The 23,110-nt window shown below is 65.4% G+C and carries 17 protein-coding genes; 11 read left to right on the top strand and 6 right to left on the bottom strand.

Annotated features, from left to right (window positions below; all coding sequences use genetic code 11):
* Window positions 1-9: 9 nt before the first annotated feature.
* Complete coding sequence (locus L0966_RS13325; RefSeq protein WP_234052427.1) at window positions 10-2,193, bottom strand: DUF3141 domain-containing protein; 2,184 nt, start codon at window positions 2,191-2,193, stop codon at window positions 10-12.
* Between the two features lie 63 nt (window positions 2,194-2,256).
* Window positions 2,257-2,568, bottom strand: a complete 312-nt coding sequence (locus L0966_RS13320) for a phasin family protein (protein ID WP_234052426.1) — start codon at window positions 2,566-2,568, stop codon at window positions 2,257-2,259.
* A gap of 135 nt (window positions 2,569-2,703) precedes the next feature.
* Between L0966_RS13320 and L0966_RS13315 the strand changes: the two genes are divergently transcribed.
* The 4 genes from L0966_RS13315 (at window position 2,704) to L0966_RS13300 (ending at window position 8,522) form a co-directional block, all read left to right on the top strand.
* Complete coding sequence (locus L0966_RS13315) at window positions 2,704-3,288, top strand: TetR/AcrR family transcriptional regulator (protein ID WP_234052425.1); 585 nt, start codon at window positions 2,704-2,706, stop codon at window positions 3,286-3,288.
* A 242-nt stretch (window positions 3,289-3,530) separates the two neighbouring features.
* Window positions 3,531-4,547 carry an HlyD family secretion protein gene (locus L0966_RS13310; protein WP_234052424.1) on the top strand — a complete coding sequence of 339 codons (1,017 nt, stop codon included), beginning with the start codon at window positions 3,531-3,533 and terminating at the stop codon, window positions 4,545-4,547.
* Entirely contained in the window at window positions 4,544-7,309 is a 2,766-nt protein-coding gene (gene rbbA / locus L0966_RS13305) for a ribosome-associated ATPase/putative transporter RbbA (RefSeq protein WP_234052423.1), read from the top strand. The genes L0966_RS13310 and rbbA overlap by 4 nt, the downstream gene beginning before the upstream one ends.
* A 1-nt stretch (window position 7,310) precedes the next feature.
* Complete coding sequence (locus L0966_RS13300; protein ID WP_234052422.1) at window positions 7,311-8,522, top strand: ABC transporter permease; 1,212 nt, start codon at window positions 7,311-7,313, stop codon at window positions 8,520-8,522.
* Here the strand turns inward: L0966_RS13300 and L0966_RS13295 are convergent.
* The 3 genes from L0966_RS13295 to L0966_RS13285 are packed head-to-tail and all read right to left on the bottom strand — an operon-like array spanning window position 8,471 to window position 13,530.
* Window positions 8,471-9,247: an alpha/beta fold hydrolase gene (locus L0966_RS13295; protein ID WP_234052443.1), complete on the bottom strand. Its 777-nt coding sequence runs from the start codon at window positions 9,245-9,247 to the stop codon at window positions 8,471-8,473. The genes L0966_RS13300 and L0966_RS13295 overlap by 52 nt on opposite strands.
* On the bottom strand, window positions 9,248-12,385 hold the full coding sequence (locus L0966_RS13290) for an efflux RND transporter permease subunit (RefSeq protein WP_234052421.1): 3,138 nt from the start codon (window positions 12,383-12,385) through the stop codon (window positions 9,248-9,250). It lies immediately after the preceding gene.
* Between the two features lie 5 nt (window positions 12,386-12,390).
* Window positions 12,391-13,530, bottom strand: a complete 1,140-nt coding sequence (locus L0966_RS13285) for an efflux RND transporter periplasmic adaptor subunit (RefSeq protein WP_234052420.1) — start codon at window positions 13,528-13,530, stop codon at window positions 12,391-12,393.
* Between the two features lie 106 nt (window positions 13,531-13,636).
* Between L0966_RS13285 and L0966_RS13280 the strand changes: the two genes are divergently transcribed.
* Window positions 13,637-14,425 carry a TetR family transcriptional regulator gene (locus tag L0966_RS13280; RefSeq protein ID WP_234052419.1) on the top strand — a complete coding sequence of 263 codons (789 nt, stop codon included), beginning with the start codon at window positions 13,637-13,639 and terminating at the stop codon, window positions 14,423-14,425.
* A gap of 725 nt (window positions 14,426-15,150) precedes the next feature.
* Here L0966_RS13280 and L0966_RS13275 read toward each other — a convergent pair.
* On the bottom strand, window positions 15,151-15,867 hold the full coding sequence (locus tag L0966_RS13275; protein ID WP_234052418.1) for a GntR family transcriptional regulator: 717 nt from the start codon (window positions 15,865-15,867) through the stop codon (window positions 15,151-15,153).
* A 289-nt stretch (window positions 15,868-16,156) separates the two neighbouring features.
* Between L0966_RS13275 and L0966_RS13270 the strand changes: the two genes are divergently transcribed.
* The 6 genes from L0966_RS13270 (at window position 16,157) to L0966_RS13245 (ending at window position 23,080) form a co-directional block, all read left to right on the top strand.
* The gene (locus L0966_RS13270; protein WP_234052417.1) at window positions 16,157-17,350 is read left to right on the top strand and encodes a CaiB/BaiF CoA-transferase family protein; all 1,194 of its coding nucleotides are present in this window, start codon (window positions 16,157-16,159) and stop codon (window positions 17,348-17,350) included.
* A gap of 41 nt (window positions 17,351-17,391) precedes the next feature.
* The gene (locus tag L0966_RS13265) at window positions 17,392-18,552 is read left to right on the top strand and encodes an acyl-CoA dehydrogenase family protein (RefSeq protein WP_234052416.1); all 1,161 of its coding nucleotides are present in this window, start codon (window positions 17,392-17,394) and stop codon (window positions 18,550-18,552) included.
* 10 nt (window positions 18,553-18,562) lie between these two features.
* The gene (locus tag L0966_RS13260; RefSeq protein WP_234052415.1) at window positions 18,563-19,972 is read left to right on the top strand and encodes an MmgE/PrpD family protein; all 1,410 of its coding nucleotides are present in this window, start codon (window positions 18,563-18,565) and stop codon (window positions 19,970-19,972) included.
* 47 nt (window positions 19,973-20,019) lie between these two features.
* The gene (locus tag L0966_RS13255) at window positions 20,020-20,814 is read left to right on the top strand and encodes an enoyl-CoA hydratase-related protein (RefSeq protein ID WP_234052414.1); all 795 of its coding nucleotides are present in this window, start codon (window positions 20,020-20,022) and stop codon (window positions 20,812-20,814) included.
* Between the two features lie 10 nt (window positions 20,815-20,824).
* Entirely contained in the window at window positions 20,825-21,787 is a 963-nt protein-coding gene (locus L0966_RS13250) for a hydroxymethylglutaryl-CoA lyase (RefSeq protein ID WP_234052413.1), read from the top strand.
* Window positions 21,788-22,018: 231 nt separating this feature from the next.
* Complete coding sequence (locus tag L0966_RS13245) at window positions 22,019-23,080, top strand: TRAP transporter substrate-binding protein (protein ID WP_234052412.1); 1,062 nt, start codon at window positions 22,019-22,021, stop codon at window positions 23,078-23,080.
* Window positions 23,081-23,110 lie beyond the last annotated feature (30 nt).

Below are 23,110 nucleotides of genomic sequence, written 5' to 3'. Positions count from 1 at the left end.
GTATAATATTCAATGAGAGGCCGTCACTGCCGCAGCCTCAAAGACCTGTAGCATTTCCAGTAGACGTGAGTGGCTCTTTCCGGATGGTGAGGGCCCGAGGCGCTCGATCAGCGCAATGACCTTAGCGGCGTTGCGAATGTCGCCTTCTGCGGCTCGCCCCAAAAGACGTGGAATGGCTTCGACCGCAGCCTGAAAATCCAATTGCATAAGAGCTGCCTGCCGCCGAATGACTTTACGAAAGACGTCCGGTGCGTAATCGCGTACAGCAGGAGCCAATTCAATCGCGAGATTGAATTGGCGCTCGTCAACCTGCAGATGATCCTGTCCCACATAAACGAGCGCCCGAATGCCGGCCTCGAGAAGACCGCCTTGTTCAATTTCGGTCCGCAGGTCAGCCAGTTGCTCGCGAACGAAGGCTTTATGCTCCGGCGAAACGCCGGGAAACGGCCGAACGGGCTCGCCCCGGTGCGCATCGAGCCCGGCGAGCGCCGTGGTCACCGGTGAGCTATAGACCCATTCGAACCACTGCTCGCAGGCGGTATCCCGAATGTCCCGCCAAGTATTCAGCGACGTCACGATGGCTTCCGAAAAGCTCTCCTGCATCTTGAGAAACAGGTTGTCCGGTGCCGCCGGGCTGCGATGCGCACGGATATCGGCCGCCGCTTTCTTCACCAGTTGGGCCATCGGACTGCGACTCGACCAGAATTCATATGAGATCCGCAGCGGGTGCAGCCGGCGAAGCGCGTCGGCGGACTGCGACGTGGTCACCCCGCGAACCCAGCGCTGGGCGAAATCGCGATACAGACTCAAATTGATCTGTGAGATCCGGTCGACCGCGGCAAAGCGACGGTCGCTTTCGGGGGCTGGTGCGACAATTGCTCGAACGTCATCGAGTGTCCGCCGTTCGATAGCCATGACGAATTGATCCGACTGACCATCGGCTTGCTGCGCCCCGTCCTGGATCACCGCCTGATAGAGCCCGGAGGGGATCAGGTTGATGAGTTCGATGTTGGTGGCAAATTTCTTATGTTCCTTTCGGCCTACTGCGCCAGAAACAAAAATGCCAAGGTGCCCGATGCTGTCATGGAGAGCGTAGATGATCGTCTGATCGTGGCTCAGGACATCGCTCTCATTCTGATAAAGATCCGTGACCCACCCGAGAGCCTGGGGTGGCGGCGTAATATTGTCGCCATTCGAGCAGAAAACGACGATTGGTGATCGGATATTGCGCAGGTCAATCCGGATCCCGTTAGACGTAACGAGGCTAGAAGTCGACAGCTTGTTACCTATGAACAAATTATCGACGATATACTGGATCTCAGCACCGTTTAGGAGAACGTGGCCACCCCAGTATTTTTCGAACCCGAGATAGCGGGACGCTTCTGTGTCGATATTCGCGTAGAGGTTGTAGCTCTTCTTCCAGAACGTATTGGCGGGGTCCAGGTTTTCGAAGTTCTGCACGAGGCTCGCGCCATCGAAGCGTCCATCACCAAGATCACTGGCAAGGGCCGTCAGCCAGCTGCCACCCAGCATGCCACCAGCGTAGCGCATAGGATTCTTGCCCCTCCACCCGGCCCAATAGGACACCGGAGCGCCTGCCACGATGATCGGCCCGAACAGGTCTGGGCGCATGGCTGCGGTCATCAGAACCTGCCAGCCCGCCTGGCAGTTTCCAATGACCGCGGGCTTCTCGCAATCGGGATGAAGAGCGATGACCTTCTCGAGAAAGGCCGCCTCCGCGAGCATCACGTCTTCCACCGTTTGGCCGGGTTCCGGATTGGGCGTGAAGCCAACGAAGTAACAAGGATGCCCGGCTTCGAGTGCGGCCCCAATCTCGCTATCGGCCTTGAATCCGGCAATGCCCGGCCCGTGGCCGGCGCGGGGATCAATGACGACGAAGGGCCGTTTGCCGGCCTGCACAGGGTGATCCGGCGCGGGGGTAATGCGCACCAGACCGTAATTCACCGGGCGTTCAAGCTCACGGCCGTCCAGAACAAGCTCGGAGGGGAAATTGAGTACATTCGGCACCGCCTCAGCCAAGTGCGTGCGGTATTGGTCACCCCGCTGGCGCCGGACGTCGGCATAAAGAACGGCGCGTTGGGCGGCATCCACGGCGTAGGCCTGCCCCGCTGTGATCAAGGACGAAAAATCCGCCGCCATTTTGGAGAAAATCCCGAAGGGCTGCTCGTTCATGGTCCTTGACCTTCTTGGTGGGGGCGGCAGCGCCCCATTAAGGCGCCTAAACCTTTGGAACGCTCAGCGGGCGGTAGCCGCCGAGGCAAGCTTCGAGCGCCAGCCTTCGAACAGCGCGGTATTGTCATCCCAAAGATGCTTCATGGTCTTCTGGGTGTAGGTCGCGCTCAATTGGAGCGCCGCTGCGGGGTCGTTGCATTGTGAGATCTGACGAACGAAGCTGGCCTGCTCTTCCAGCCGATCTGCAAAGAGATTGAGCGCGGCGCTCCAGCCCGTGCCGAATCCCTGAACAGGCGCCGCGCTCCAGGCCTTTACCCAAGGCAGGTTGGCGTAGCTCGCAAGCGTCGCATCCATGGCAGCCGTCTCCGAGGTCATAGCTTCGGTCCTTTCAGATGGGGTGCGGCGGCGCGAAACCCTGTCCGCCACCGCGACGCAAGATTGACAACGCGTGTTGAGCAAATCAAGATGTTTTTTAGAAGTTGAATGGGCAGAGAAAGTCGGGAGGCGCTGATGGCTCGATCGACGGCGCTCGCTGCTGCGGCGAAGAAAGAACAGATCCTGCAGGCAGCAATCCTGCGGTTTGCGCGGCAATCCTATGAGGACACCACACTCCGGGCGATTGCAGCGGACGTGGGTGTCGATGTTGCGCATGTGCACCGCTCCTTCGGCTCCAAGGAGAGCCTCCTGATGGCTGCAGTGCTTGCCACGGCTCAGCCGGAGCGGTTTCGCGGCGAGACCCGTCAGGGGTTCGTGACCAAACTCGTCGATGAGGTCTTCGAGCAGGATGCCGCGCGCGCCCATGAAGAAGTGGGGCCGCTTGACATCTTCATGCGCTCGCTGACCAGCCGGGAGGCGTTGCATGTCATGCACGACGGATTGCTCACGGAGCTGATCGTGCCATTTGCCGAGATGATGGATCCGCCGTCCACGCGCCGGGCTGCGCTGATGGTCGCGTTTCTGGTGGGAATCGGTGTGCTGAAGGAGGTCCTCGCCATCGAGCCGCTCCGTGAAAAGGGGGATGGAGAACTTCGCAAGCTCACCATAGAGATGCTGGAGCAGTTGATCGGCGACGATCCGTCGGTGAGCGGGACATGAGGCTACCAGCCCGCGAGACGGTAAAGTCTCGTGCCAGCGCCTTGCACGCGGCGGGGTGCTGTTCCGATGCATGCCGCGATTTGGACAGGATAAGCCGGCAGGCGGCCCATTGGCTTGGCCCCGGCGCAGGAGGATTGACCATGCCTGTGAACACCGCTCGGCGTTTCGCCGGCCGCGGATCCGCGCGCGCCGTCCAGCCGCGTCGGTACCTGTCCTGCAGCATGCTGCTCGGATTGGCGTTGATGGCTGACATATCCGGCGCCGGGCTCCTCACCGGGCCCGCGCAAGCCCAGCAGAGCCAGCCTAATCGGGTCGACAAGGCTAAGGCGGCGGTGGAGACACTCATCAACCGCCTGCGCGGCAGGGACATGCCGGAAGGGATTGTGAAGTCGAACGGGCGGATTGAGGCCACCGAGGTGGACGTATCGGCTAAATATCCCGGCCGTCTCGCCACCGTGACCGTGAACGAGGGGGACAACGTGACCGCCGGCCAGGTGGTGGCCACCATCTCCTCTCCCGAGACGGAGGCCGAGCTGCGCGGCGCGCAGGCGCAGCTGATGAAGGCCAAGCAGGCGCTGGCCGAGGCGCAGGCGCTGATCGCCCAGCGCAAGAGCGACCTCGACTTCACGCGCACCGACTATGATCGCGCCGTGGCCCTGGTCGCGAAGGGCTTCATCACCCAGCAGGTCGCCGACCAGAGGCGCAATAAGTTTGATGCGGCTGAGGCGGCATATGTCGCGGCGAACGCTCAGCGCGACCAGGCCGATTCCGAGATCAAGGCCGCGCAGGCCAATGTCGAGCGCCTGCAATCGGTGCTGGTCGATCTCACGCTGGTGTCGCCACGCAGCGGTCGGGTGCAATATCGGCTGGCGCGTGCCGGCGAGGTGGTCGCCCCCGGACAGCGCGTCCTCACCATCCTCGACCTGAACGACGTCTACATGACCATCTTCCTGCCGGCGGATCAGGCCGGCCGGCTCACCTTGGGCGATGAGGCGCGGGTGATCCTGGATCCGCTGCCGCACTACGTGTTCCCGACCACGGTGAGCTTCGTGGCGACGGAAGCCCAGTTCACGCCCAAGAGCGTGGAAACCGCCGAAGAGCGGGAGAAGCTGATGTTTCGCGTTAAATTGCAGGCGACCCCGGAGGTGCTGAGCAAATACTATCGTCAGGTGAAGACCGGCGTGCGCGGGCTCGGCTTCGTGCGCACGGATCCCAGGATCGCCTGGCCGGAGGATCTCCAGGTGAGGCTCCCGCAATGAGCGGTTCCGCCGTCGCCGCCAGGGTCGAGGGCATCACGCACCGCTACGGCAAGGTTGTCGCCCTCAATGATCTCACGCTCGAGATTCCCGCCGGCTGTATGGCGGGATTGATCGGGCCCGACGGCGTCGGCAAGTCCACCTTGCTGGCGCTCATCGCCGGGGTGCGGAAGATCCAGGCCGGCACGGTCCTGGCGCTCGACGGCAACATGGCGGAGGAGAACCATCGCAGGCAGAGCTACGCCCGCATTGCCTACATGCCGCAGGGGCTGGGACGAAATCTCTATCCGACCCTCAGCGTCTTCGACAACATCGACTTTTTCGGCCGGCTGTTCGGCCAGGGCGCGACCGAACGGCGCGCGCGCATTGCCGAACTACTGGCGGCGACCGGCCTCGATCCGTTCGCGGACCGGCCCTGCGGCAAGCTTTCTGGCGGCATGAAGCAGAAGGCGAGCCTGTGCTGCTCGCTGATGCACGATCCCGACCTATTGATCCTCGACGAGCCCACCACCGGCGTCGATCCGCTGTCGCGCCGCCAGTTCTGGGAGCTGATTGACTCCATCCGTGCCCGACGACCGCTCATGAGCGTCATCGTCGCCACTGCCTATATGGACGAGGCGAGCCGCTTCGACTGGCTCGCGGCCATGGACGATGGCAAGGTCATTGCCCAGGGCACACCTGCTGAAATCCTGAAACGGGCGAACAAGAGCACGCTCGACGACGCCTTCATCGCCCTGCTGCCCCCCGAAAAACGCGGACAGCATCAGGATGTGGTGGTGCCGCCGCGGGTGGAGGAGCCGGACGCGACACCGGCGATCGAAGCCGACGGGCTGACGCGGCGGTTCGGCAATTTCGTCGCGGTGGATCATGTGAGCTTCCGCATCGGGCGCGGCGAGATCTTCGGCTTCCTCGGCTCCAACGGCTGCGGCAAGACCACCACCATGAAGATGATGACGGGGCTGCTGCCGGTGAGTGAAGGCTCGGCCAAACTGTTCGGCAAGCCCATGCTGGCGGACGACGCGGCGGCGCGCGAAAACGTCGGCTACATGTCGCAGGCCTTCTCGCTCTATGGCGAGCTGACGGTCCGCCAGAATTTGGAGCTGCACGCGCATCTCTACCACCTGCCGGAGGACCAGATCGCGCCGCGGATCACCGAGCTGCTGGAGCGGTTCGATCTGAAGGCCGAAGCGGACGCCAAGCCGGAAAGCCTGCCGCTCGGCATTAAGCAGCGCTTGCAACTCGCCGTGGCGGTGCTGCACCGGCCCGCCATGCTCATCCTCGACGAGCCCACCTCGGGGGTCGATCCGGTGGCCCGCGACGCCTTCTGGCGCACGCTCATCGACCTGTCGCGCAACGACGGCGTCACCATCTTCCTCTCCACCCACTTCATGAATGAGGCCGAGCGCTGCGACCGCATCTCGCTGATGCATCAGGGCCGCGTACTCGCGGTCGGCACGCCCAAGGCCCTGGCCGAGGCGCGCGGCTGTGCCACCCTGGAAGACGCCTTCATCTCCTATCTGGAGGAAGCCGGGGGCGCAGCGGACAAGAAGCAGCAGGAGCCCTCGGTGCCGGCGCCGGTGGCCGCACCGCCATCCACGGAAGGGACGCAGCGGCATGCCTCCTGGCGGTTCGATCCGCGGCGGCTGTGGGCCTACGCACGCCGCGAGACCATGGAGCTGCTGCGCGATCCAATCCGCCTGGCATTCGCCTTCATCGGTCCCCTCGTCCTGATGTTGGCCATGGGCTACGGCATCACCTTCGACGTGGAGAACCTGAAGTACGCCGCCTTCGACCAGGACCAGACGCCGGAGAGCCGCCGGCTGCTGGAGAGTTTTTCCGGCTCCCATTATTTTTCCGAGCAGCCACCGATCCGCTCCGAGGAGGAGTTGGAACAGCGCATGCGCAGTGGTGAGCTTGCCCTCGTGGTGGAGATCCCGGCCGGCTTCGGCCGTGACCTCACCAATCTGCGGCCGCCCGAGGTCGCCTTTTGGGTGGATGGCGCCATGCCGTTCCGGGGGGAGACCGCGAGCGGCTATGTCTCCGGACTGCTGTTGCGCTACGTGAAGGACCTCGCCGTCGAGCGCCTCGGCCCCAATGCCGTCTCCAGCGCCTATCTGGGCAGCATCAATATAGAGAACCGCTTCCGCTACAATCCGGCGTTCAAGAGCGTCTTCAGCATGGTGCCGAGCGTCATCGTCATCATGCTGGTGCTGATCCCTGCCATCATGGCGACCATCGGTATCGTGCGTGAGGTGGAGACCGGCTCCATCGCCAATTTCCGGTCCACCCCCATTACCAAGATGGAATTCCTGCTGGGCAAGCAGTTTCCCTATGTGGTGGTCGGGATGCTGACGTTCATCCTCCTGGTGATCATGGCGCGGCTTGTGTTCGGGGTGCCGGTGAAGGGGTCGTTCGGTGCGCTGGCGTTCGGAGCCCTGCTCTATGTCTTCGCCACCTGCGGCTTCGGGCAGTTCATCTCCACCTTCACCCGGACCCAGGTGGCCGCGGTGTTTGCCACCACGGTGCTGGCGGTGATCCCGGTAGTGAATTTCTCCGGCCTGCTGGTGCCCGTCTCCTCCCTCACCGGCACCGGCCGGCTCATCGGGCTCCTGTTTCCGGCGGCCTGGTTCCAGCCGATCAGCGTCGGCGTCTTCACCAAGGGGTTGGGCTATTCCGACATGTGGCTCAACGCGCTGGTGCTTGGCCTGTTCGCGCTGGCCTATTTTGTCGGCGCGCACCTGATGCTTCGCAAGCAGGAGAGCTGAGATGTCGCTCACGGATCAGGCGAAGCATGAGCCGACGCCGCCCGCGGCCGAAACACCGTCCCGCGCGGATCATCGGGGCGGAGCGTTGTGGTGGCACCTCACCAACGTCTACCGGCTGACGATCAAGGAGCTGCGCAGCATCCGCGCCGATCCCATCATGCTGGCGCTGGTCGCGTTCTCCTTCACCATCGCCATCTATGCCGCCGCCACCGGCGCCTCGACGGAGGCGACCAACCTCTCCGTCGGCATCGTGGACGAGGACCATTCCGACCTGTCCCGACGCATCGCCGCGAGCCTCACCCCGCCCACCTTCAAGCCGGCGGTGGAGATCTCCGTCGGCGAGATCGACCCCGCGCTGGATGCGCAGCGCTTCATCTATGTGATCGAGATCCCGCCCCGGTTCGAGCAGGATGTGCTGGCCGGTCGCGAGGCGTCGGTCCAGATCAATGTCGATGCCACGGCTGCCGCCCAGGCCTTCAACGGCATGACCTACATCCAGAACATCATCCTCAACGAGGTCGCGCGCTTCATCGCCGGCCGCGAGGTGGGCGGCAGCATCCCCATCAAGGTGGTCACGCGCTCGAAGTTCAATCCGAACTTCAAGTCGAGCTGGTTCACTTCGGTCATGCAGATCATCAGCAACCTGACCATGATCACGGTGATGCTCAGCGGCGCAGCCCTCATTCGCGAGCGCGAGCAGGGCACGGTGGAGCATCTGCTGGTGATGCCGGTGGTGCCCTTCGAGATCATGTTCGCGAAAGTGCTGGCCAACGGCATCGTGGTGCTGGTGGCCACCGGCCTGTCCCTGGTGCTGGTGGTGGAGTGGTGGCTGAATGTGCCGATCGCGGGCTCGCTGCCGCTGTTCCTGGCGGGCGCCTGCGTCTATGTGTTCACGGTGGCCTCGCTCGGCATCGCCCTGGGCACGGTAGCGACCACCATGGCCCAGTTCGGCCTGCTCTCGATCCCCGTGCTGCTGGTGATGATGCTGCTGTCGGGCAGCACCACGCCGCTGGAAAGCATGCCCGTGTGGCTGCAATACCTGATGCGCTTCATCAGTCCGACGCCCCATTTCGTGATCTTCGCCCAGAACGTGCTCTATCGCGGCGCCGGGGCATCCATCGTCTGGCCGCAGATCCTGCCGACGGCAATCATCGGAGCGCTCTATTTCATTTTCGCGTTGCGTCGTTTCCGCAGGGTTATCTTCGCGGGGTGAGGTCCGGCCATTTGGCTGGCGCGGAGCTTCGGGATGCCCTCGCGGGGCGGTCCCGTGAGCGCCCGTGGGGTCTTCACGAAGAACCCAGCATCCGGTCCCGGCGGATCCGGCGTGCGGGGCTCAAGGGTGCTGATCCCCCACCCTACGGATCCTCGGGCATTGTCGGCGATGGCGGAAACCAGCCGGGGCCATGTCTCCACCGGAAGATCATGCGCCATCCCGTCAATGACCAGCAGCGCGGCGCCGGGGATCACCTCGGCTGCCTCCCGTCCTGCCGCGACGGGAAGCAGCGGGTCAGCGGCGCCGTGGACGACAAGCGTGGTGACGCGGACGGTGGCGAACTTCCGTCTTCTGTCGCCGGTCGCGAGCAGGGCCAGGTTCTGGCGCGCCATTCCGGCGGGGTTCAAGGCCCGATCGTAGCAAGCCGTGAGAAACCGGCGTGCGCGGTCGTCTTCCATCGGAAATCCCGGACTCCAGATCCGCCGCCAGATGCCCAATTGATGCTCGATATAGGCCTCTCTGCCTTCAGGCGGCGGTGCAGTGAGAGCGGCGATCGCCTCGGCATTTCCCGGCAGCGTGGCGGGGTTCCCGGTGTTCGACATGATCAAGGCCAGGCTCAGGACCCATCGATCACAGCCGGAATGCGCCGGCCGCATCGTCGGCGCAAAGCCTCCGGTGAAGCCCAAACACATCTGGGCGCTGCGCACCCGCTGGCAGATCGGCAATCACGTACGAGATCTCGCCATGTTCAATCTGAACAGCCCCTTGATGCGCTCGCGCATGCCTTGGAAGGTGACGTAGAGCATGGGGATGACGAGGATGCCGAACGAGCTCGCCGTGAGCATGCCCATGAACACGGGCGTCGAAACGTTCTGGCGGGCCATCATGGAGGCGCCGTTGGCCCACACCAGCGGCACGAGGCCGAGGATGAAGGCGATGGACGTCATCATCACCGCCCGGAACCGCAGCTTGGCCGCGTTGGCCGCCGCCTCCTTCAGCTCCACCCCGTGCTCGCGCTGCTCCTTGGCGAACTCGACGATCAGGATGCCGTTCTTGGCCGCGAGCGCGATGAGCACCACGAGGCCGATCTGGCCATAAAGGTCGAGGGTGATGCCGAACGCGACCATGCCGGCGAACGCGCCAAGCACCGCGACGATCACGGAGAGCAACACCGGCACCGGGATCACCCAGCTCTCATAGAGTGCCACCAGGAACAGGTAAGCGAACAGCAGCGCCAGCGCGAGGATGATGCCGGTCTGCCCGCCGGCCTGCTGTTCCTGGTAGGACGTTCCGGTCCATTCCAGCGCATAGCCGGCCGGTAGCACCTTGGCCGCGACCTGCTGGAACGCCGCCATGGCGGTGCCCGAGGCAACCCCCGGCGCCGGCGACCCGTTGATGGTCACCGCGCGGTAGTTGTTGTAGCGGGTGATGACGGCCGGCCCGACGATGGTCTTCAGCTCGGCGATGGACTGAAGGGGCACCATGGCGCCGTCTTTGGCGCGCACATAGATGTCCCACAAGGCAGGAATATCGCGCCGATTATCCACATCACCCTGCACCTTGACCTGCCAGGTGCGGCCGAACAGGTTGAAATTGTTCACATAGGAGCCGCCCAACGTGGCCTGCAGGGCGGTGAACACATCGTTGATGCCCACCCCCAGCGCCTGGGCCTTCTCGCGATCGATATCGAGATAGAGCGAGGGGGCATTGGCGGCATAGGTGGTGAACACGCGGTTCAGTGCGGGATCCTGGTTGGCGGCGCCCACGATGGCGTTGGAGATGGAACCCATGGTGGCAGGGTCGGCGCCCTCCAGGGATTCCACCATGGCCTCGAAGCCGCCGGAGGTGGACAGGCCAATCACAGGCGGCAGGTTGAACGGCAGGATCATGGCCGAGCGGATCTGCTGCACGCCGCCGAACACCTGGCCAATGATGACCTGAACCTTGTCGAGAGCCGCTTTGCGTTCCTCGAAGGGCTTCAACTGGATGATCATGAAGGCGTTGTTGCTGGCGGAGAAGCTGTCCAGCAGCGAAAAGCCGATGACCGATGTCACGTTCTCCACCTGGGGCAGCGCGCCCACCAGCTTTTCCACCTGGCGCACGGTGTCGCTGGTGCGCGCGACCGAGGCGCCATCCGGCAACTGCACGTTGATGAAGAAGGCGCCCTGGTCCTCTTCGGGCAGGAAGCCGGAGGGCGTGATCTTCGCAAGGCTCAGCACCCCGAAGGCGCACACGGCGACAATGGCCAGCGAGAGGATGGACAGCCGCAGGGTCTTGCGCACCAGGAAGGCGTAGCCGTCGCGCAGATTGTCGATGCGGCGGGAGATGAAGCCCATGATACCGCGCTTCTCCCCGCCATGGCGCAGGAACACGGCGCACAGGGCCGGCGACAGGGTCAACGCGTTGAGCGCCGAGATCAGCATGGCCGCGGAGATCGTCACCGCGAACTGGCGGAACAATTCGCCGGAAATGCCGGGGATGAAGCCGATGGGGACGAACACCGAGAGCAGCACCAAAGTGATGGCGATGATGGGCGCCGTCACCTGCGCCATGGCCTTCTTGCTCGCCGCGGCGGGGGAGAGCTCGGGCTCCTCCTCCATCACGCGCTCGACATTCTCCACCACGACGATGGCATCATCCACCACGATGCCGATGGCGAGCACCAAAGCGAGCAGCGACACCGTGTTGGCCGAATAGCCAAGGGCCAGCAGCACGGCGAAGGTGCCGATGATGGAGACGGGCACGGCGATGATCGGGATGAGGGTGGCGCGCCAGTTGCCGAGGAACAGGAACACCACGGCCGCGACCAGCATGAACGCTTCGATCAGCGTGTGGATCACCGCATCGATGGTGTCGTACACGAAGTCGGTGGAATCATACATGATCTGGGCCTTGAGGCCCTCGGGCATGCGGGACTGAAGGCTCTTGAGCTTGGCGGTCACCGCCGAAGACGTCGTGAGTGCGTTGGCGCCGGGGGCCAGATAGATGCCGATGGCCACAGACGGCTTGCCATTGAGGCGGTTGACCGAATCCTCGTTCTGCGCGCCGAGCTCCACCCGCGCCACGTCCTTCACCTTCAGCACCGAGCCGTCGCGGTTCGCGCGCAGCACGATGTCGCCGAATTCCTCCGGCGTGGTGAGGCGCCCCTGCGTCTGCACGTTGAGCTGGAACTGCTGGTTGTCCGGCACTGGGCGCGCGCCGATGCGGCCCACGGGGGCCTGCACGTTCTGCGCGGAAATGGAGGCGATGACGTCGGACGGCACCATGCCGAGGCTGGCGAGCCGCTCCACATCGAACCAGATGCGCATGGAATAGTTCATCTGTCCGAACAGGGAGGCTGAGCCGACGCCCGGCGTGCGCGCGAGCTCGTCGATCACGTTGATGACCGCATAATTGGTCATGAACAGCGGGTCATAACGCTCGTCCGGACTGCTGAGCGTGATGAACTGGAGGATGGAGGAGGACTTCTTCTGCACCGTCACGCCCAGCGCCTGCACGTCGGCCGGCAGCTGGGAAAGCGCGGTCTGCACCCGGTTGTTGACGTTGACGGTGTTGATGTCGGGGTCGGTGCCGAGGGCGAAGGAGACGGTGAGGGTATAGCTGCCGTCATTGCCCGAGGTGCTCTTCATGTAGAGCGCCTTGTCGACGCCGATCACCTTGGATTCGATGGGCTGGGCGACGGTCGCCTCCAGCACCTCCGCCGAGGCGCCGGGGTAGGTGGCCGTGACCGAGACCTGCGGCGGCACGATATCCGGCAGCTGGGCCACCGGAATACGCATCAGGGCCAGGGCTCCGGCGATGGAAATGACGATGGCGATAACGATGGCGAGGCGGGGGCGGTCGATGAAGATGTCGGAGATCATCGCTGTCACTCCGCTTTGGCGGTCTGCGCCATGGCGGCCTGCGGATCGACAGGCGCGTTCGGTCGTACCCGCTGCACCCCTTCCACGATGATCGTTTCGCCGGGCGAGAGGCCTTCGATGACACTGGCCTTGCCCGCGGTGGACTGGCCGAGCTTCACGCGGCGGACCTGCGCGGTCTTGTCCGCACCCACCACATAGACGAAGTCGCCTTGCTGGTCGGTCATCACGGCCGCCCGCGGCACCGCCAGCACCTGCTGTGGCTTCACCGCCTCCAGGACCACGCGGACGAACTCATCATTGTAGAGCTCGCGCTGCCCGTTGCCCCGGACCGGGTTCGGGATGCGTCCGCGCACGGTAATGGAATCGGTCGCTGCCGCCACGTTCACATCAATGAAGTCGAGCTGCCCCAGTTCCTCGTAAAGTCGTCCATCGGGCAGCCGCAGGCGGAGGCGCAGTCCCCCCTCGGCGCCGCCTTCCGCGGCGTGCTCCTGCTGCAGCTCGATGAGCTTGCGGGTGGGCACGGGAAAGGTGACGTACATGGGGTCCTGGCTCACCACGCTGACCAGAGCGCCCGATGAGGGAGACACCACGTTGCCCACCGTCACCGCCATGCGGCCGATGCGCCCGTCAATGGGAGTGCTGATCTCGGTGTAGTCGAGGTTGATCTGGGCAATCTGCAGGGCGGCCTTGGCGGATTGCAGCTGGGCCTGCGCCGTGCGCTGGCTGGCCACCGCATTGTCGAGGGTGCTTTGGGAGCCGGTGCCGGACTTTTGCAGCTTGTCGGCACGATCGAAGGTGAGGTTGGCGTTGTCGAGCTGGGCCTGGGCCTGCGCCACTGCAGCTTGCTTGGCAGCCACATCCGCGGCGAAGGGGGCACGCTCCAGCCGGAACAAGAGATCCCCTTTCTTGACGTCCGTGCCTTCCGTGAACAGGCGCTCTTCCAGAAAGGCGGTGACGCGGGCCACGGCGTTTAGCCGCTCGATAGCCTCAATGCGGCCATTGAACTCGGTGGTCGGCCGAACGTCCTCGGGCGCCACGGTGGCGACGCCGACCGCCGGAGGCCCGCCGCTTGGCATTTGCGCGAGGGCGGGGACGGGCATGAGCAGGGAGCTGCCGAGGAAGATGGCGACGAACGAGGAGCGCATGGCTTGAACCTTTCTCGATGGCTCATATACATACATTATGATTGTTTGTAAATTGGTGGGGGGACGGGTGTGGCGCTACGGTGGCGCTCGGCCGCCGGGGACAGTATTGCTGCCGCTCGCACGATCAGAAGCGCAGGCCCATTGCCTGGCCCAGTTGGTTGCGGAGCCCGCAGCGAGGTGGCAGTCAGCAGGGAAGCCGGCGCGCCAAACACGGGTGACGCCCAGGTGGGGGAGGCGGTACGCGGTCATGAGGCGAACCAAGGAGCAGGCGGCGGAAACCGGGCGCCAGATTCTCAAAGCCGCCGAAGCCCTTTTCCTTGATGTGGGCTACGACAACGTGCGTCTTGAGGAGATTGCGGCGGCTGCGGGGGTGACGCGCGGCGCCGTGCATTGGCACTTCAAGAACAAGCAGGGCCTGCTGCTGGCCCTGCAGGAAGAGGCCCAAGCCCCGTTTCACGAACTGGCCGACCATGTCGCGGACGAAAATGGCCCAGCCCTGCTCCTGCGCTTCGACAAAGCCATATCCGAGATGTTCTCGGCTCTGGAGGGCGATCCGCGCCAGAAGGGGCTGATCCGCGTGCTGATGCGTCTCGATCTTGGCCTGTCGGACCAGGAGGACAACGGCGGCAGCACGTTCCGTGAAGAGATGAGATCGGCCCTGGAACGGATGTTTCAGGTGGTCGAACGTGATGTCGGGCTGCGAACCCCCTGGACGCCGCAGACCGCCGCTGCCGCCTTGGGCATCACCATCAGCGGTCTGGTGCTGGAATGGGCGCTCGGCAAGGACAGCTTCCGCCTCGCGCCGGACGGTCTGCAGCTCATCCGGACGATGCTGGAAATGTGGATGAAGACGCCCAGCGGCACAGCAAACATCGCGGCGCCTGCGCAGAGCTGACACCGTTCTGGCATCAATCCGGTACAATCGGCCGATGGCGCCTGCGTTCGGCCACGGACGCGCAGCCGCACCTCCGCCGTGCACTTTACGGGTCGCTCAATCCGAAGAGCTTGGCTCCGGCGGAGCGGATACGGCGCTGCATGCACGACTCGCCGCGCTCAGGGGCGCGGGCTCGGAGCGCCTCGACGAGGTGCCTTTGCTCTTCGTCCGCATCCTTCTTCGGCGCGGCGCGGGGCACCGATTCGACATGCGCATCGAAGGCGGCATTGCCGTGCGCCCGCGCCTGCGACGGCCTCTTTCTGTCGCCTCCCAGGAGGCAGTTCAATGGATCGGACGGAGCTGGCCTGCTTGCCATTCTTCAGGCGCGGCAACTGCGATCCGTACCGGCCTTACCTCATTGCAACGTCGCCATCTCCATGTGCTGGCATCCGGGGACGAAACACCTGGCGTACTGTCGGGTCGTTTGGCACCGGGCGAGATCGCCGCCCATCTTTCACGATGCGCCCAGCGGGCCGGTAATGTGGCGGGTCTCAATTCGGGCTTGGATCGCGCGGGCGACGCGGTTTTGGGCGTGGAAGACCCCTGGGGGAGCCGTCAACTCTGAGGATCACCTTTCGGGGTCACGCGCTGCGCCGGCGGGTGGCGCGTCGTGGCACCGTTCGCGCGGCGTTGGAGTTTTCCGGAGGCCCGTGGGGTGGCTGGCCATCACGGGGCGCCGCGTCGTCTCAGCGGATGATGGTGCGCACTGAATATCGGCTCGCTGGATAGAGGTTGGCCGAGATCTCGAAAGTCGCGCCGGTGTCGGTCACGTAGCGGCGCAGGACCAACAGGGCGGCGGACTCAGGCTCGGCCGCAAGCAGGCCCGCAATGGCGCGGGGCAGCGTGGTGGCCTTGATCTCCTGCTCGACATAATTGAGCTTGAGGCCATGCGTTTCCATACAGAGCTCGTAGATGGCCTGATGGGCGCCGCGCACTGCCTGCCGGTCCAGCGGAAAGGCCGAGGGAATATAGATCTCGGTCCAGCACAGAGGGGAGCCGTTGCTGCGCGTATGGCGCACGCCGGCGATCCGCAGCCACCGCTCGGTCGGGGGCTTGGGCTCAACGTGTTCCATGACGAATGACGGTCGCCGCACGAAGCCGAGATAGCGCACGTCCAGGGCGGTGTCCCCGACGAAGCCGAACAGGCCGCTGGTGTCGCGCAGCGTGTGCGCATAATGGGCGAAAGGCGTGGAGGCGAGCACGGTTGTGCCCGCCTTCTGCCGTCGGCCCAGCAATCCCTGCTCAGTCAGGGTCTTCAGCGCTTCGCGCACGGTATGGCGGCCGACATCGAACCGCGCCTGCAATTCATGCTCGGATGGAAAGCGGCCGCCCACAGGGTAGGTGCCGTTGGCAATTTCCTGGGCGAGGATCTCGCTCAGTGTCTTGTGGCGCGGTTGCTGCACGGGGCTGAACCATCCGAACAAATGAAGAGGCGGCAGGCCACGGGGCAGCGACCCCGCGCCGGTCCACCTTTTCTCGCAAACCTTGGCGCCGGGTTCAACTGCGAGGCGCGACAAGGCTACGTCATATTATCCGAATGATATGTTCGCTCATTGGCGATATGGAAAAATAGTCCGAATAAAAAGTGATGGCCCGCGTCTATGGCCGGCCTTGCGTGGTTGACAGGAGCGCTTGCTCGGATAAAGTTCGAACAAATAGGCGCAAGCGCCACCAGGGAAGAAATCGCCAATTATGCTCGAAACCACGCTGGAGGGCGTGCGCGTTCTGGACATCACCCAGAACGTCGCGGGTCCGTTCTGTACCCAAATTCTCGGCGACCTTGGCGCGGAGGTCATCAAGCTCGAGCGGCCGGGCCGCGGCGACGACACCCGCGAGTGGCGCCCGCCGGAAGTTGGCGGCCAGTCGTCCACCTTCCTCGCGCTGAACCGCAACAAAAGCAGCATCTGCGTCGACATCGCCTCCGCCGAGGGCGTCGAGATCATACGCGCGCTGGCGGCGCGGGTGGACGTGGTCGTGCATTCCATGAAGCCCGGCAGCGCCGAGCATCGGGGCATCGGCTATGATGATCTGCGCACCCTCAACCCCGCTCTTGTCTATTGTGCCATCAGCGCCTTCGGCCAGGACGGCCCATTGAGCGCCCTGCCGGGCTACGACCCGCTGATGCAGGCCTTCACCGGCATCATGAGCACCACGGGCAATGAGGGGGACGACCCGGTGCGGGTGGGGGTCTCCCTCATCGACATGGGCACCGGCATGTGGGCGGCGTTGGGCATCCTGAGCGCGCTCATGCAGCGCGCCCGCACCGGCGCCGGCACGCTGGTGGAGGCCAGCCTGATGGATACCGGCATCAACTGGATGGCGGTGTTCATCGCCAGCTTTCGTGCCACCGGCCGTCTGCCGCGCAAGCTCGGCTCCGCCATGGCGATGACCGCGCCTTATGAGCTGTTCCCAGCGGCGGATGGCCATGTGTTCATCGCGGCCGGAAATGACGGCCTGTTCGCGCGGGTCTGCGCCGGGCTTGGCGCGCCGGGCCTGGCTTGCGACCCGCGCTTCATCACCAATCCCAAGCGGGTGGAGAACCGGGCGGCGCTGCGTGAAGCGCTGGGCGCTCATACAAGCACCCGCCCCGCCGCCGAGATCGTCGGCCGCCTGCGCCAAGCCGGGGCGCCGTGCAGCGAGCTGAATACCGTGGCCGACATGCTGGAGCATCCCCAGGTGCGGGCCGCCGGCATCATCGCCAACCTGCCGGTGGCGCAGGCGCCCGATCACCAGGTGGTGGCGCTGCCGTTCAAGGCGGGCGGGCGGCGCAGTGGGCGCCTCGCCCCGCCGCCCGGCCTTGGCGCGGATACTTCGCGCGTTTTATCCGACCTCGGCTTTGGTGCCGAGGAGGTGGCTGCGTGGCGTGCTGCCGGCATTGTCGCCTGACGGGTTTCCCGCATTCCAGAAAAATCAAGCAGAGCCGGCCCATGGACTTTGACTATACAGAAACCCAGCACGACATCCGCGCAGCCGTGGCCCGGCTTTGCGCCGGCTTCGGCCCGGACTACTGGCGCCAGAGTGAGGAAGAGGGCGCTTATCCGGAGCGGTTCGTTGCCGCCATGACCGAGGCGGGCTGGCTCGCGGCGCTGATCCCGGAGGAGTTCGGTGGCGCCGGCCTCGGCGTTCTGGATGGCTGCCTGATCCTCGAGGAGATCAACCGTTCCGGCGGCAACGGAGCCGCCTGCCACGCCCAGATGTACACCATGGCCGCCGTGCTGCGGCACGGCTCGCCGGAGCAGAAGGCGGCCTATCTGCCGAGGATCGCATCCGGCGCGCTCCGGCTCCAGGCCTTCGGCGTCACAGAGCCCGATGCCGGGTCCAATACGCTGAAGATCAAGACGTTCGCAAGACGAACGAATGGCGGTTACATCATCAATGGCCAGAAGATCTGGACGTCGCGTTATCAGCAGTCGCACATGTACCTGCTGATCGCGCGCACCACGCCCTATGAGGAGGTGGCCCGCAAGACCGATGGCCTGACACTGTTCCTGGTGGACATCGCCAAGGCCGGCGCGGCGCTGCGTGCCACGCCCATTCACACCATGATCAACCACCACACCAACCAGGTGTTCATCGACAACCTGGAGGTTTCCGACGCCGACCGGATCGGCGAGGAGGGCAGGGGCTTCTATTACCTGCTCGACACGCTGAATTCCGAACGCTTGCTGGTGTCGAGCGAGGCCATCGGGGACGGCAAGTGGTTCGTGGAGCAGGCGGCGCGCTATGCCGGGGAGCGCGTGGTGTTCGAGCGGCCCATCGGCGCCAACCAGGGCATCCAATTCCCCATCGCCCGCGCCCACATGAACCTGCAGGCCGCTGAGCTGATGCGTAACCGGGCCGCTGCGCTGTTCGACAAGGGTGAGCCCTGTGGTTCGGAAACCAGCATGGCCAAGTATCTCGCGACGGAAGCCTCGTGGGAGGCGGCGGAAGCCTGCATGACCACCTTCGGCGGCTTTGGTTTCGCCAGCGAATACCACGTCGAGCGCAAGTGGAAGGAGGCCCGGCTGTTTCGCACCGCGCCTCTCTCCAACAACCTCATCCTCGCCCAGGTCGCCCAGCACGCCCTCGGCATGCCCCGCTCTTATTGAGGACGCCGCCATGAATGCCTGCGGTCCCGCGGCGTCCGGCGCCATGCCGGCTGCGTCCTCCGTCGACCGGAACCTTGCTGCCTTCGTCTGCGAGGCGGCTCCTCCGGAAACCGCGCGCCGGCATGCGGTTTCGGCCATCCTGGATACCCTTGCCGTCATGGTCGCGGGCGGCGGCGAGCCGGCGGCGCGGCGTCTGCGGGCAGCCCTGACGCCGGCGCAGGGGGAAGGCGCGGTTGCGTCCCTGTGGCATGCGGAAGCTTTCCGCGCCGAGGATGCCGCGCTTCTGTTCGGCCTTTGCAGCCATGTGCTGGACTATGACGATGTGAGCATGCTCACGGTCTGCCACCCAAGCGCACCGGTACTCTCGGCGGCGCTCGCCGCGGTGCCGCTGGACACGGTGTCGGGCGCGGCGTTCGTGGACGCCTTCTCGATCGGCACCGAGGTGCTGATCCGGGTTGGGCAGGCCATGGGCTTTCGCCATTATGCCCTCGGCTTCCATGCCACGGCGACGCTGGGCACCCTCGGGGCGGCGGCCGCAGCTGCCCGACTGATGCGGCTTGACGCGGTGCGCACCGGCCATGCCTTGGCCATCGCGGCCAGCCTTGCCGGCGGCCTGCGCAAGAACTTCGGCTCCATGGTGAAGTCGCTCCATGTGGGCATTGCTGCGGCAGACGGCATTCGCGCCGCGCGGCTGGCGGCGACGGGCATCGAGGGGGCGGCCGCTCCGCTGGAGAATGAAGGCTTCCTGCATGCCTTCTCGGGCGGTGAGGTGGACCATTGGCCAGATGGCCTGGGTCTCGGCGTCCCGTTCGCCGTGGACGAGCCGGGCTTCGAGCAGAAGCGGTATCCATGCTGCTACCTGCTGCACAAGATGATCGAGGCCACGCTCCGCCTGCGGCGGGAGGAGGGCATTGACCTCGGCGATGTAGCGAAGGCAGTCGTCACCATGCCCCGGGGCGGCACCAAGCCGCTGATCCATCCGTTCCCGCGCAGTGGCCTCAACGCGCTGTTCAGCGGCCCGCACGCGGTGGTGGCGGCGCTTCATGACGGCTCGATCAATCTCGCGAGCTTCACCGACGCGGCGGTGCTGCGTCCGGCCATCCAGGCGCGGCTGAAGGACGTGGAGCTGGTGGAGGCGGGGCCCGAACTGAGCCGGGGCGGAGACATCGGCGCGGCGCCGGTTTCCGTGCGCCTTCTGCTCACCAATGGCGCTGAGGTCAGCCGGGAGGTGGTGGCCTCCCCCGGGTCACGGCAAGACCCGCTCACCCGCGCGCAGTTGCAGGACAAGTGGCGCGATTGCCTTGCCCGTGGCCTGCCCGGTCTCGGCGCGGATGTCGCGGAGCGACTGTTCGCCGAAGGGGAGGGCCTGGCGGAACTGCCGCAGGTCGCGCCGTGGCTCACGGGCCTCCGGGGCGCGTGAAGGTTATCCGGGCGGCGCCACGGCGCCTCTTTCCGCGGAGCGGGACCATGACGAACGATTATGAGACCCTGAAGCTTGAAGCCCTCGGCGAGCATGTGGTGCAGGTGACCTTGAACCGGCCGCAGGCGCGCAACGCGCTGAACACCCAGATGGGGCGTGACCTTGTGACCCTGTTTGAGGCGGTGCGTCTCGATCCCGGCCGCTGGCGCGCCATGGTGCTCACCGGCGCCGGGGAGGAGGCCTTCTGCGCCGGTGGCGATCTCAAGGAGCGCCGCGGCATGAGTGATGCCGCCTGGGCGAGCCAGCACCTGGTGTTCGAGCGCATGGCGCGGGCGATCCTCGATTGTCCCGTGCCCCTCATCGCGGCGGTGAACGGCGCGGCCTTCGGCGGTGGCTGCGAGATCGCCAGCGCCTGCGACTTCATCTACGCCGCTGACACGGCCCGTTTCGCCTTGCCGGAAGTGAAGCTGGGCATCATGCCCGGCGCCGGCGGCACCCAGACCGTGCCCCGCGCCATCGGCGAACGGTGGGCCAAGGAGCTGATCCTGACGGGTCGCCCGTTCTCGGCGCGCGAAGCCCAGGCCATGGGCCTCGTCAATGCCTGCTTCCCGGTGGCCGAGCTGCTGGCGGCCGCGCGCGCCACCGCGGCGACCATTGCCGACAACGCCCCCATCGCGGTGCGCCAGGCCAAGGGCGCCATTCATCGCGGGCTGCAGATGTCCCTGGCCGACGGGCTCGCCTTCGAGATCGAGGCCTATAACCGCATGGTCCCCACAGAGGACCGGCGCGAAGGGGTGCTCGCCTTCAACGAGAAGCGCCGGCCGCGCTTCGCCGGCTGCTGAGGAGAAAACCATGGCTGAGTTTGTCGCCGTGCGCGAGGTGGGGCTGCGGGATGGCCTGCAAATGGTGGCATCGGTGCTGCCGGCGGAGCGCAAGCTTGCCTGGTGCCGTGCCGAGCTGGCGGCAGGGGTGCGGGAGATGGAGGTCACCTCCTTCGTGCCGCCCCGGGTGATGCCGCAATTCGTGGATGCGGACGAGGTGGGGCAGGGGGCGCTTGCCCTGCCGGAACTGAAGGCGTCGGCGCTCGTGGTGAATCTGAAGGGCGCGCAGCGTGCCTTCGCGGCGGGCTTCAAGCATGTGGGCTATGTGGTTTCGGCCAGCGAGGCCCACAGCCGCGCCAATGCCCGCCGCTCCACCGACGATGCCGTGGCCGAGTTCGTCCGCATCCGCGAGGCTCGCGACGCCCATCCGGGCGGTGCCGGAATCGTCCTGTCGGTGGCCATCGCCACGGCGTTCGGCTGCACGCTCCAAGGTCCCGTGGCGCCAGCCCGGGTGGTGGCGGTGGCAGAGGCCCTCCTCTCTGGCGGCGCCGAGGAGATCATGCTGGCCGATACGGTGGGCTATGCCGATCCCGCGGGCGTCGGTAGCTTGTTCCGCGCGCTCTCCAAGGTGGCCGGGGGCACGCCGCTCTCCGCCCACTTCCACGACACGCGGGGCTTGGGGCTTGCCAATGTGTGCGCCGCCCTGGAAGCCGGGGTGCGGCGCTTCGATGCTTCCCTCGGCGGCCTCGGCGGCTGCCCGTTCGCCCCCGGTGCCACTGGCAACATCGCCCTGGAGGACACGGTGTTCCTGCTGGAACGGCTGGGTTTCGACACGGGCATCGATTTGCCGGCGCTGCTGGCGCTGATGCCCACGGTGGCGGCTTGGCTGCCCAGCGAGCGGTTCGGCGGTGCGCTGGCCCGCGCCGGCCTGCCGCGCACTGCTCCGGCGCCCGAGCTGGTGCGGGACGAGGCCCGCGCGGGCGTCTGCGCCTGATCTGAACGGCACCGGAGCCGGGGCCTGAGCCGATGGGGCGCCAACCCCTTTTTCGACAGTGAGCCTGCATTGCCTTCCCGTGCTTCCCGTTGGTGGGAGCGTTGGGGCGGCCGGGCGCAGAACGACCTGAGAACGATCTGCCGGTGTGCCTGGAGCGGCTCCAGGACACACCGGCAAGCGCCGCCCAAAGGGCCTCGCGCAACGCAATGAAAAGCCGCAGGGAGAGGAAACATGGGCACGATTCGAGCGATGTCTCAGAGGTGGCGGCACCGTGCTGCCGCGGCGCTGTTGGGCGCGGTGGTTGCGGTGGCGGGCGCGGGCCAGCCCCAGGCGGCGGAGCAGACGGAACGGCCGGTGAAGATCGCCTACAACCTGCCCAGGGAGCATGCTGTCGGCACCTATTTCGAGGTGCTGGCCCGCGAGATTGCGACGCGCACGGCACACACCTCGGTACGTCTGATCCCTCAGACCTTCCCCGACGGGCAGCTTTATAACGACACCCAGCTCCCCGATGCCGTCAGCACCGGCGCCGTGGATATCGGAATGATCAATCTCGGTTTCATGGCCGGAAAGGATGCCGACGTGCTGCGCATCTGGGCGCTGCCGTTCCTCTATTCCTCCTGGGAGGCGGAGTGGAATGCGGAGGATAGTGCTGCCTTCCGAAAGGTCTTCGACACGCAGTTGCGCAAGTACGATCAGGAAATGCTGGGGTGGGTGCAGTATGGCTCGATCGAGATCTATGCCAACAAGCCCATCCACAAGCCGGCCGATGTGAAGGGCCTGAGATTGCGCGCCTTCGGTGTTGATTCCACCACGCTGCTGCGCGACCTCGGCGCCGCGCCGGTGACCATGAGCTCGCAGGAGGTCTACCAGGCGATGCAGCGCGGGACCATCGATGGCTTCTCCACCGGCCCTTCCACGGTCATGGATCGCAAGCTTTACGAGGTCAGCAAGTTCGGCACTGATGTGGGCCTGTCCTACATTCCCTTCATCGCCACCGCCAATGCGCAATGGTGGGCCGGCCTTCCGGGGGATGTGCAGCAGGCGGTGCTGCAGGCCTCGGCGATTGCCACAAAAGCGGCGCGCGATCAGGCCAAGGCCGATGATGCCAGGCTGAAGGCGGAGCTCGCGGCCAAGGGCGTGACCATCTACACCCCCACCCCCGAGGAGCGCGCCCAATGGGTGGCGGCGGCCAAGTCCCGTCAGGAAGAATATCTGCGCAAGACCGGGGCGGCGGGTAAGCAGCTCCTGGACGTTATCGCGGCCGAAAACGCCAAGGCATCGACCCGCTGAGGTTCTGACCCGCGCATCAGAAGAATTCCA

The sequence above is a fragment of the Xanthobacter sp. NM-59 genome (assembly GCF_021401125.1).
Classification (GTDB): domain Bacteria; phylum Pseudomonadota; class Alphaproteobacteria; order Rhizobiales; family Xanthobacteraceae; genus Xanthobacter.
Note: the sequence above shows the minus strand (reverse complement) of the source record. Positions and strands in the feature narration are given on the sequence as shown.

Excerpts from the sequence above, each read along its gene's own strand:
- L0966_RS13325 (WP_234052427.1), bottom strand. The coding sequence starts at position 2,193 with ATGAACGAGCAGCCCTTCGGGATTTTCTCCAAAATGGCGGCGGATTTT.
- L0966_RS13270 (WP_234052417.1), top strand. The coding sequence starts at position 16,157 with ATGCTCGAAACCACGCTGGAGGGCGTGCGCGTTCTGGACATCACCCAG.
- L0966_RS13310 (WP_234052424.1), top strand. The coding sequence starts at position 3,531 with ATGGCTGACATATCCGGCGCCGGGCTCCTCACCGGGCCCGCGCAAGCC.
- L0966_RS13320 (WP_234052426.1), bottom strand. The coding sequence starts at position 2,568 with ATGACCTCGGAGACGGCTGCCATGGATGCGACGCTTGCGAGCTACGCC.
- L0966_RS13250 (WP_234052413.1), top strand. The coding sequence starts at position 20,825 with ATGGCTGAGTTTGTCGCCGTGCGCGAGGTGGGGCTGCGGGATGGCCTG.
- L0966_RS13255 (WP_234052414.1), top strand. The coding sequence starts at position 20,020 with ATGACGAACGATTATGAGACCCTGAAGCTTGAAGCCCTCGGCGAGCAT.
- L0966_RS13315 (WP_234052425.1), top strand. The coding sequence starts at position 2,704 with ATGGCTCGATCGACGGCGCTCGCTGCTGCGGCGAAGAAAGAACAGATC.
- L0966_RS13285 (WP_234052420.1), bottom strand. The coding sequence starts at position 13,530 with ATGCGCTCCTCGTTCGTCGCCATCTTCCTCGGCAGCTCCCTGCTCATG.
- rbbA (WP_234052423.1), top strand. The coding sequence starts at position 4,544 with ATGAGCGGTTCCGCCGTCGCCGCCAGGGTCGAGGGCATCACGCACCGC.
- L0966_RS13300 (WP_234052422.1), top strand. The coding sequence starts at position 7,311 with ATGTCGCTCACGGATCAGGCGAAGCATGAGCCGACGCCGCCCGCGGCC.
- L0966_RS13265 (WP_234052416.1), top strand. The coding sequence starts at position 17,392 with ATGGACTTTGACTATACAGAAACCCAGCACGACATCCGCGCAGCCGTG.
- L0966_RS13245 (WP_234052412.1), top strand. The coding sequence starts at position 22,019 with ATGGGCACGATTCGAGCGATGTCTCAGAGGTGGCGGCACCGTGCTGCC.
- L0966_RS13260 (WP_234052415.1), top strand. The coding sequence starts at position 18,563 with ATGAATGCCTGCGGTCCCGCGGCGTCCGGCGCCATGCCGGCTGCGTCC.
- L0966_RS13290 (WP_234052421.1), bottom strand. The coding sequence starts at position 12,385 with ATGATCTCCGACATCTTCATCGACCGCCCCCGCCTCGCCATCGTTATC.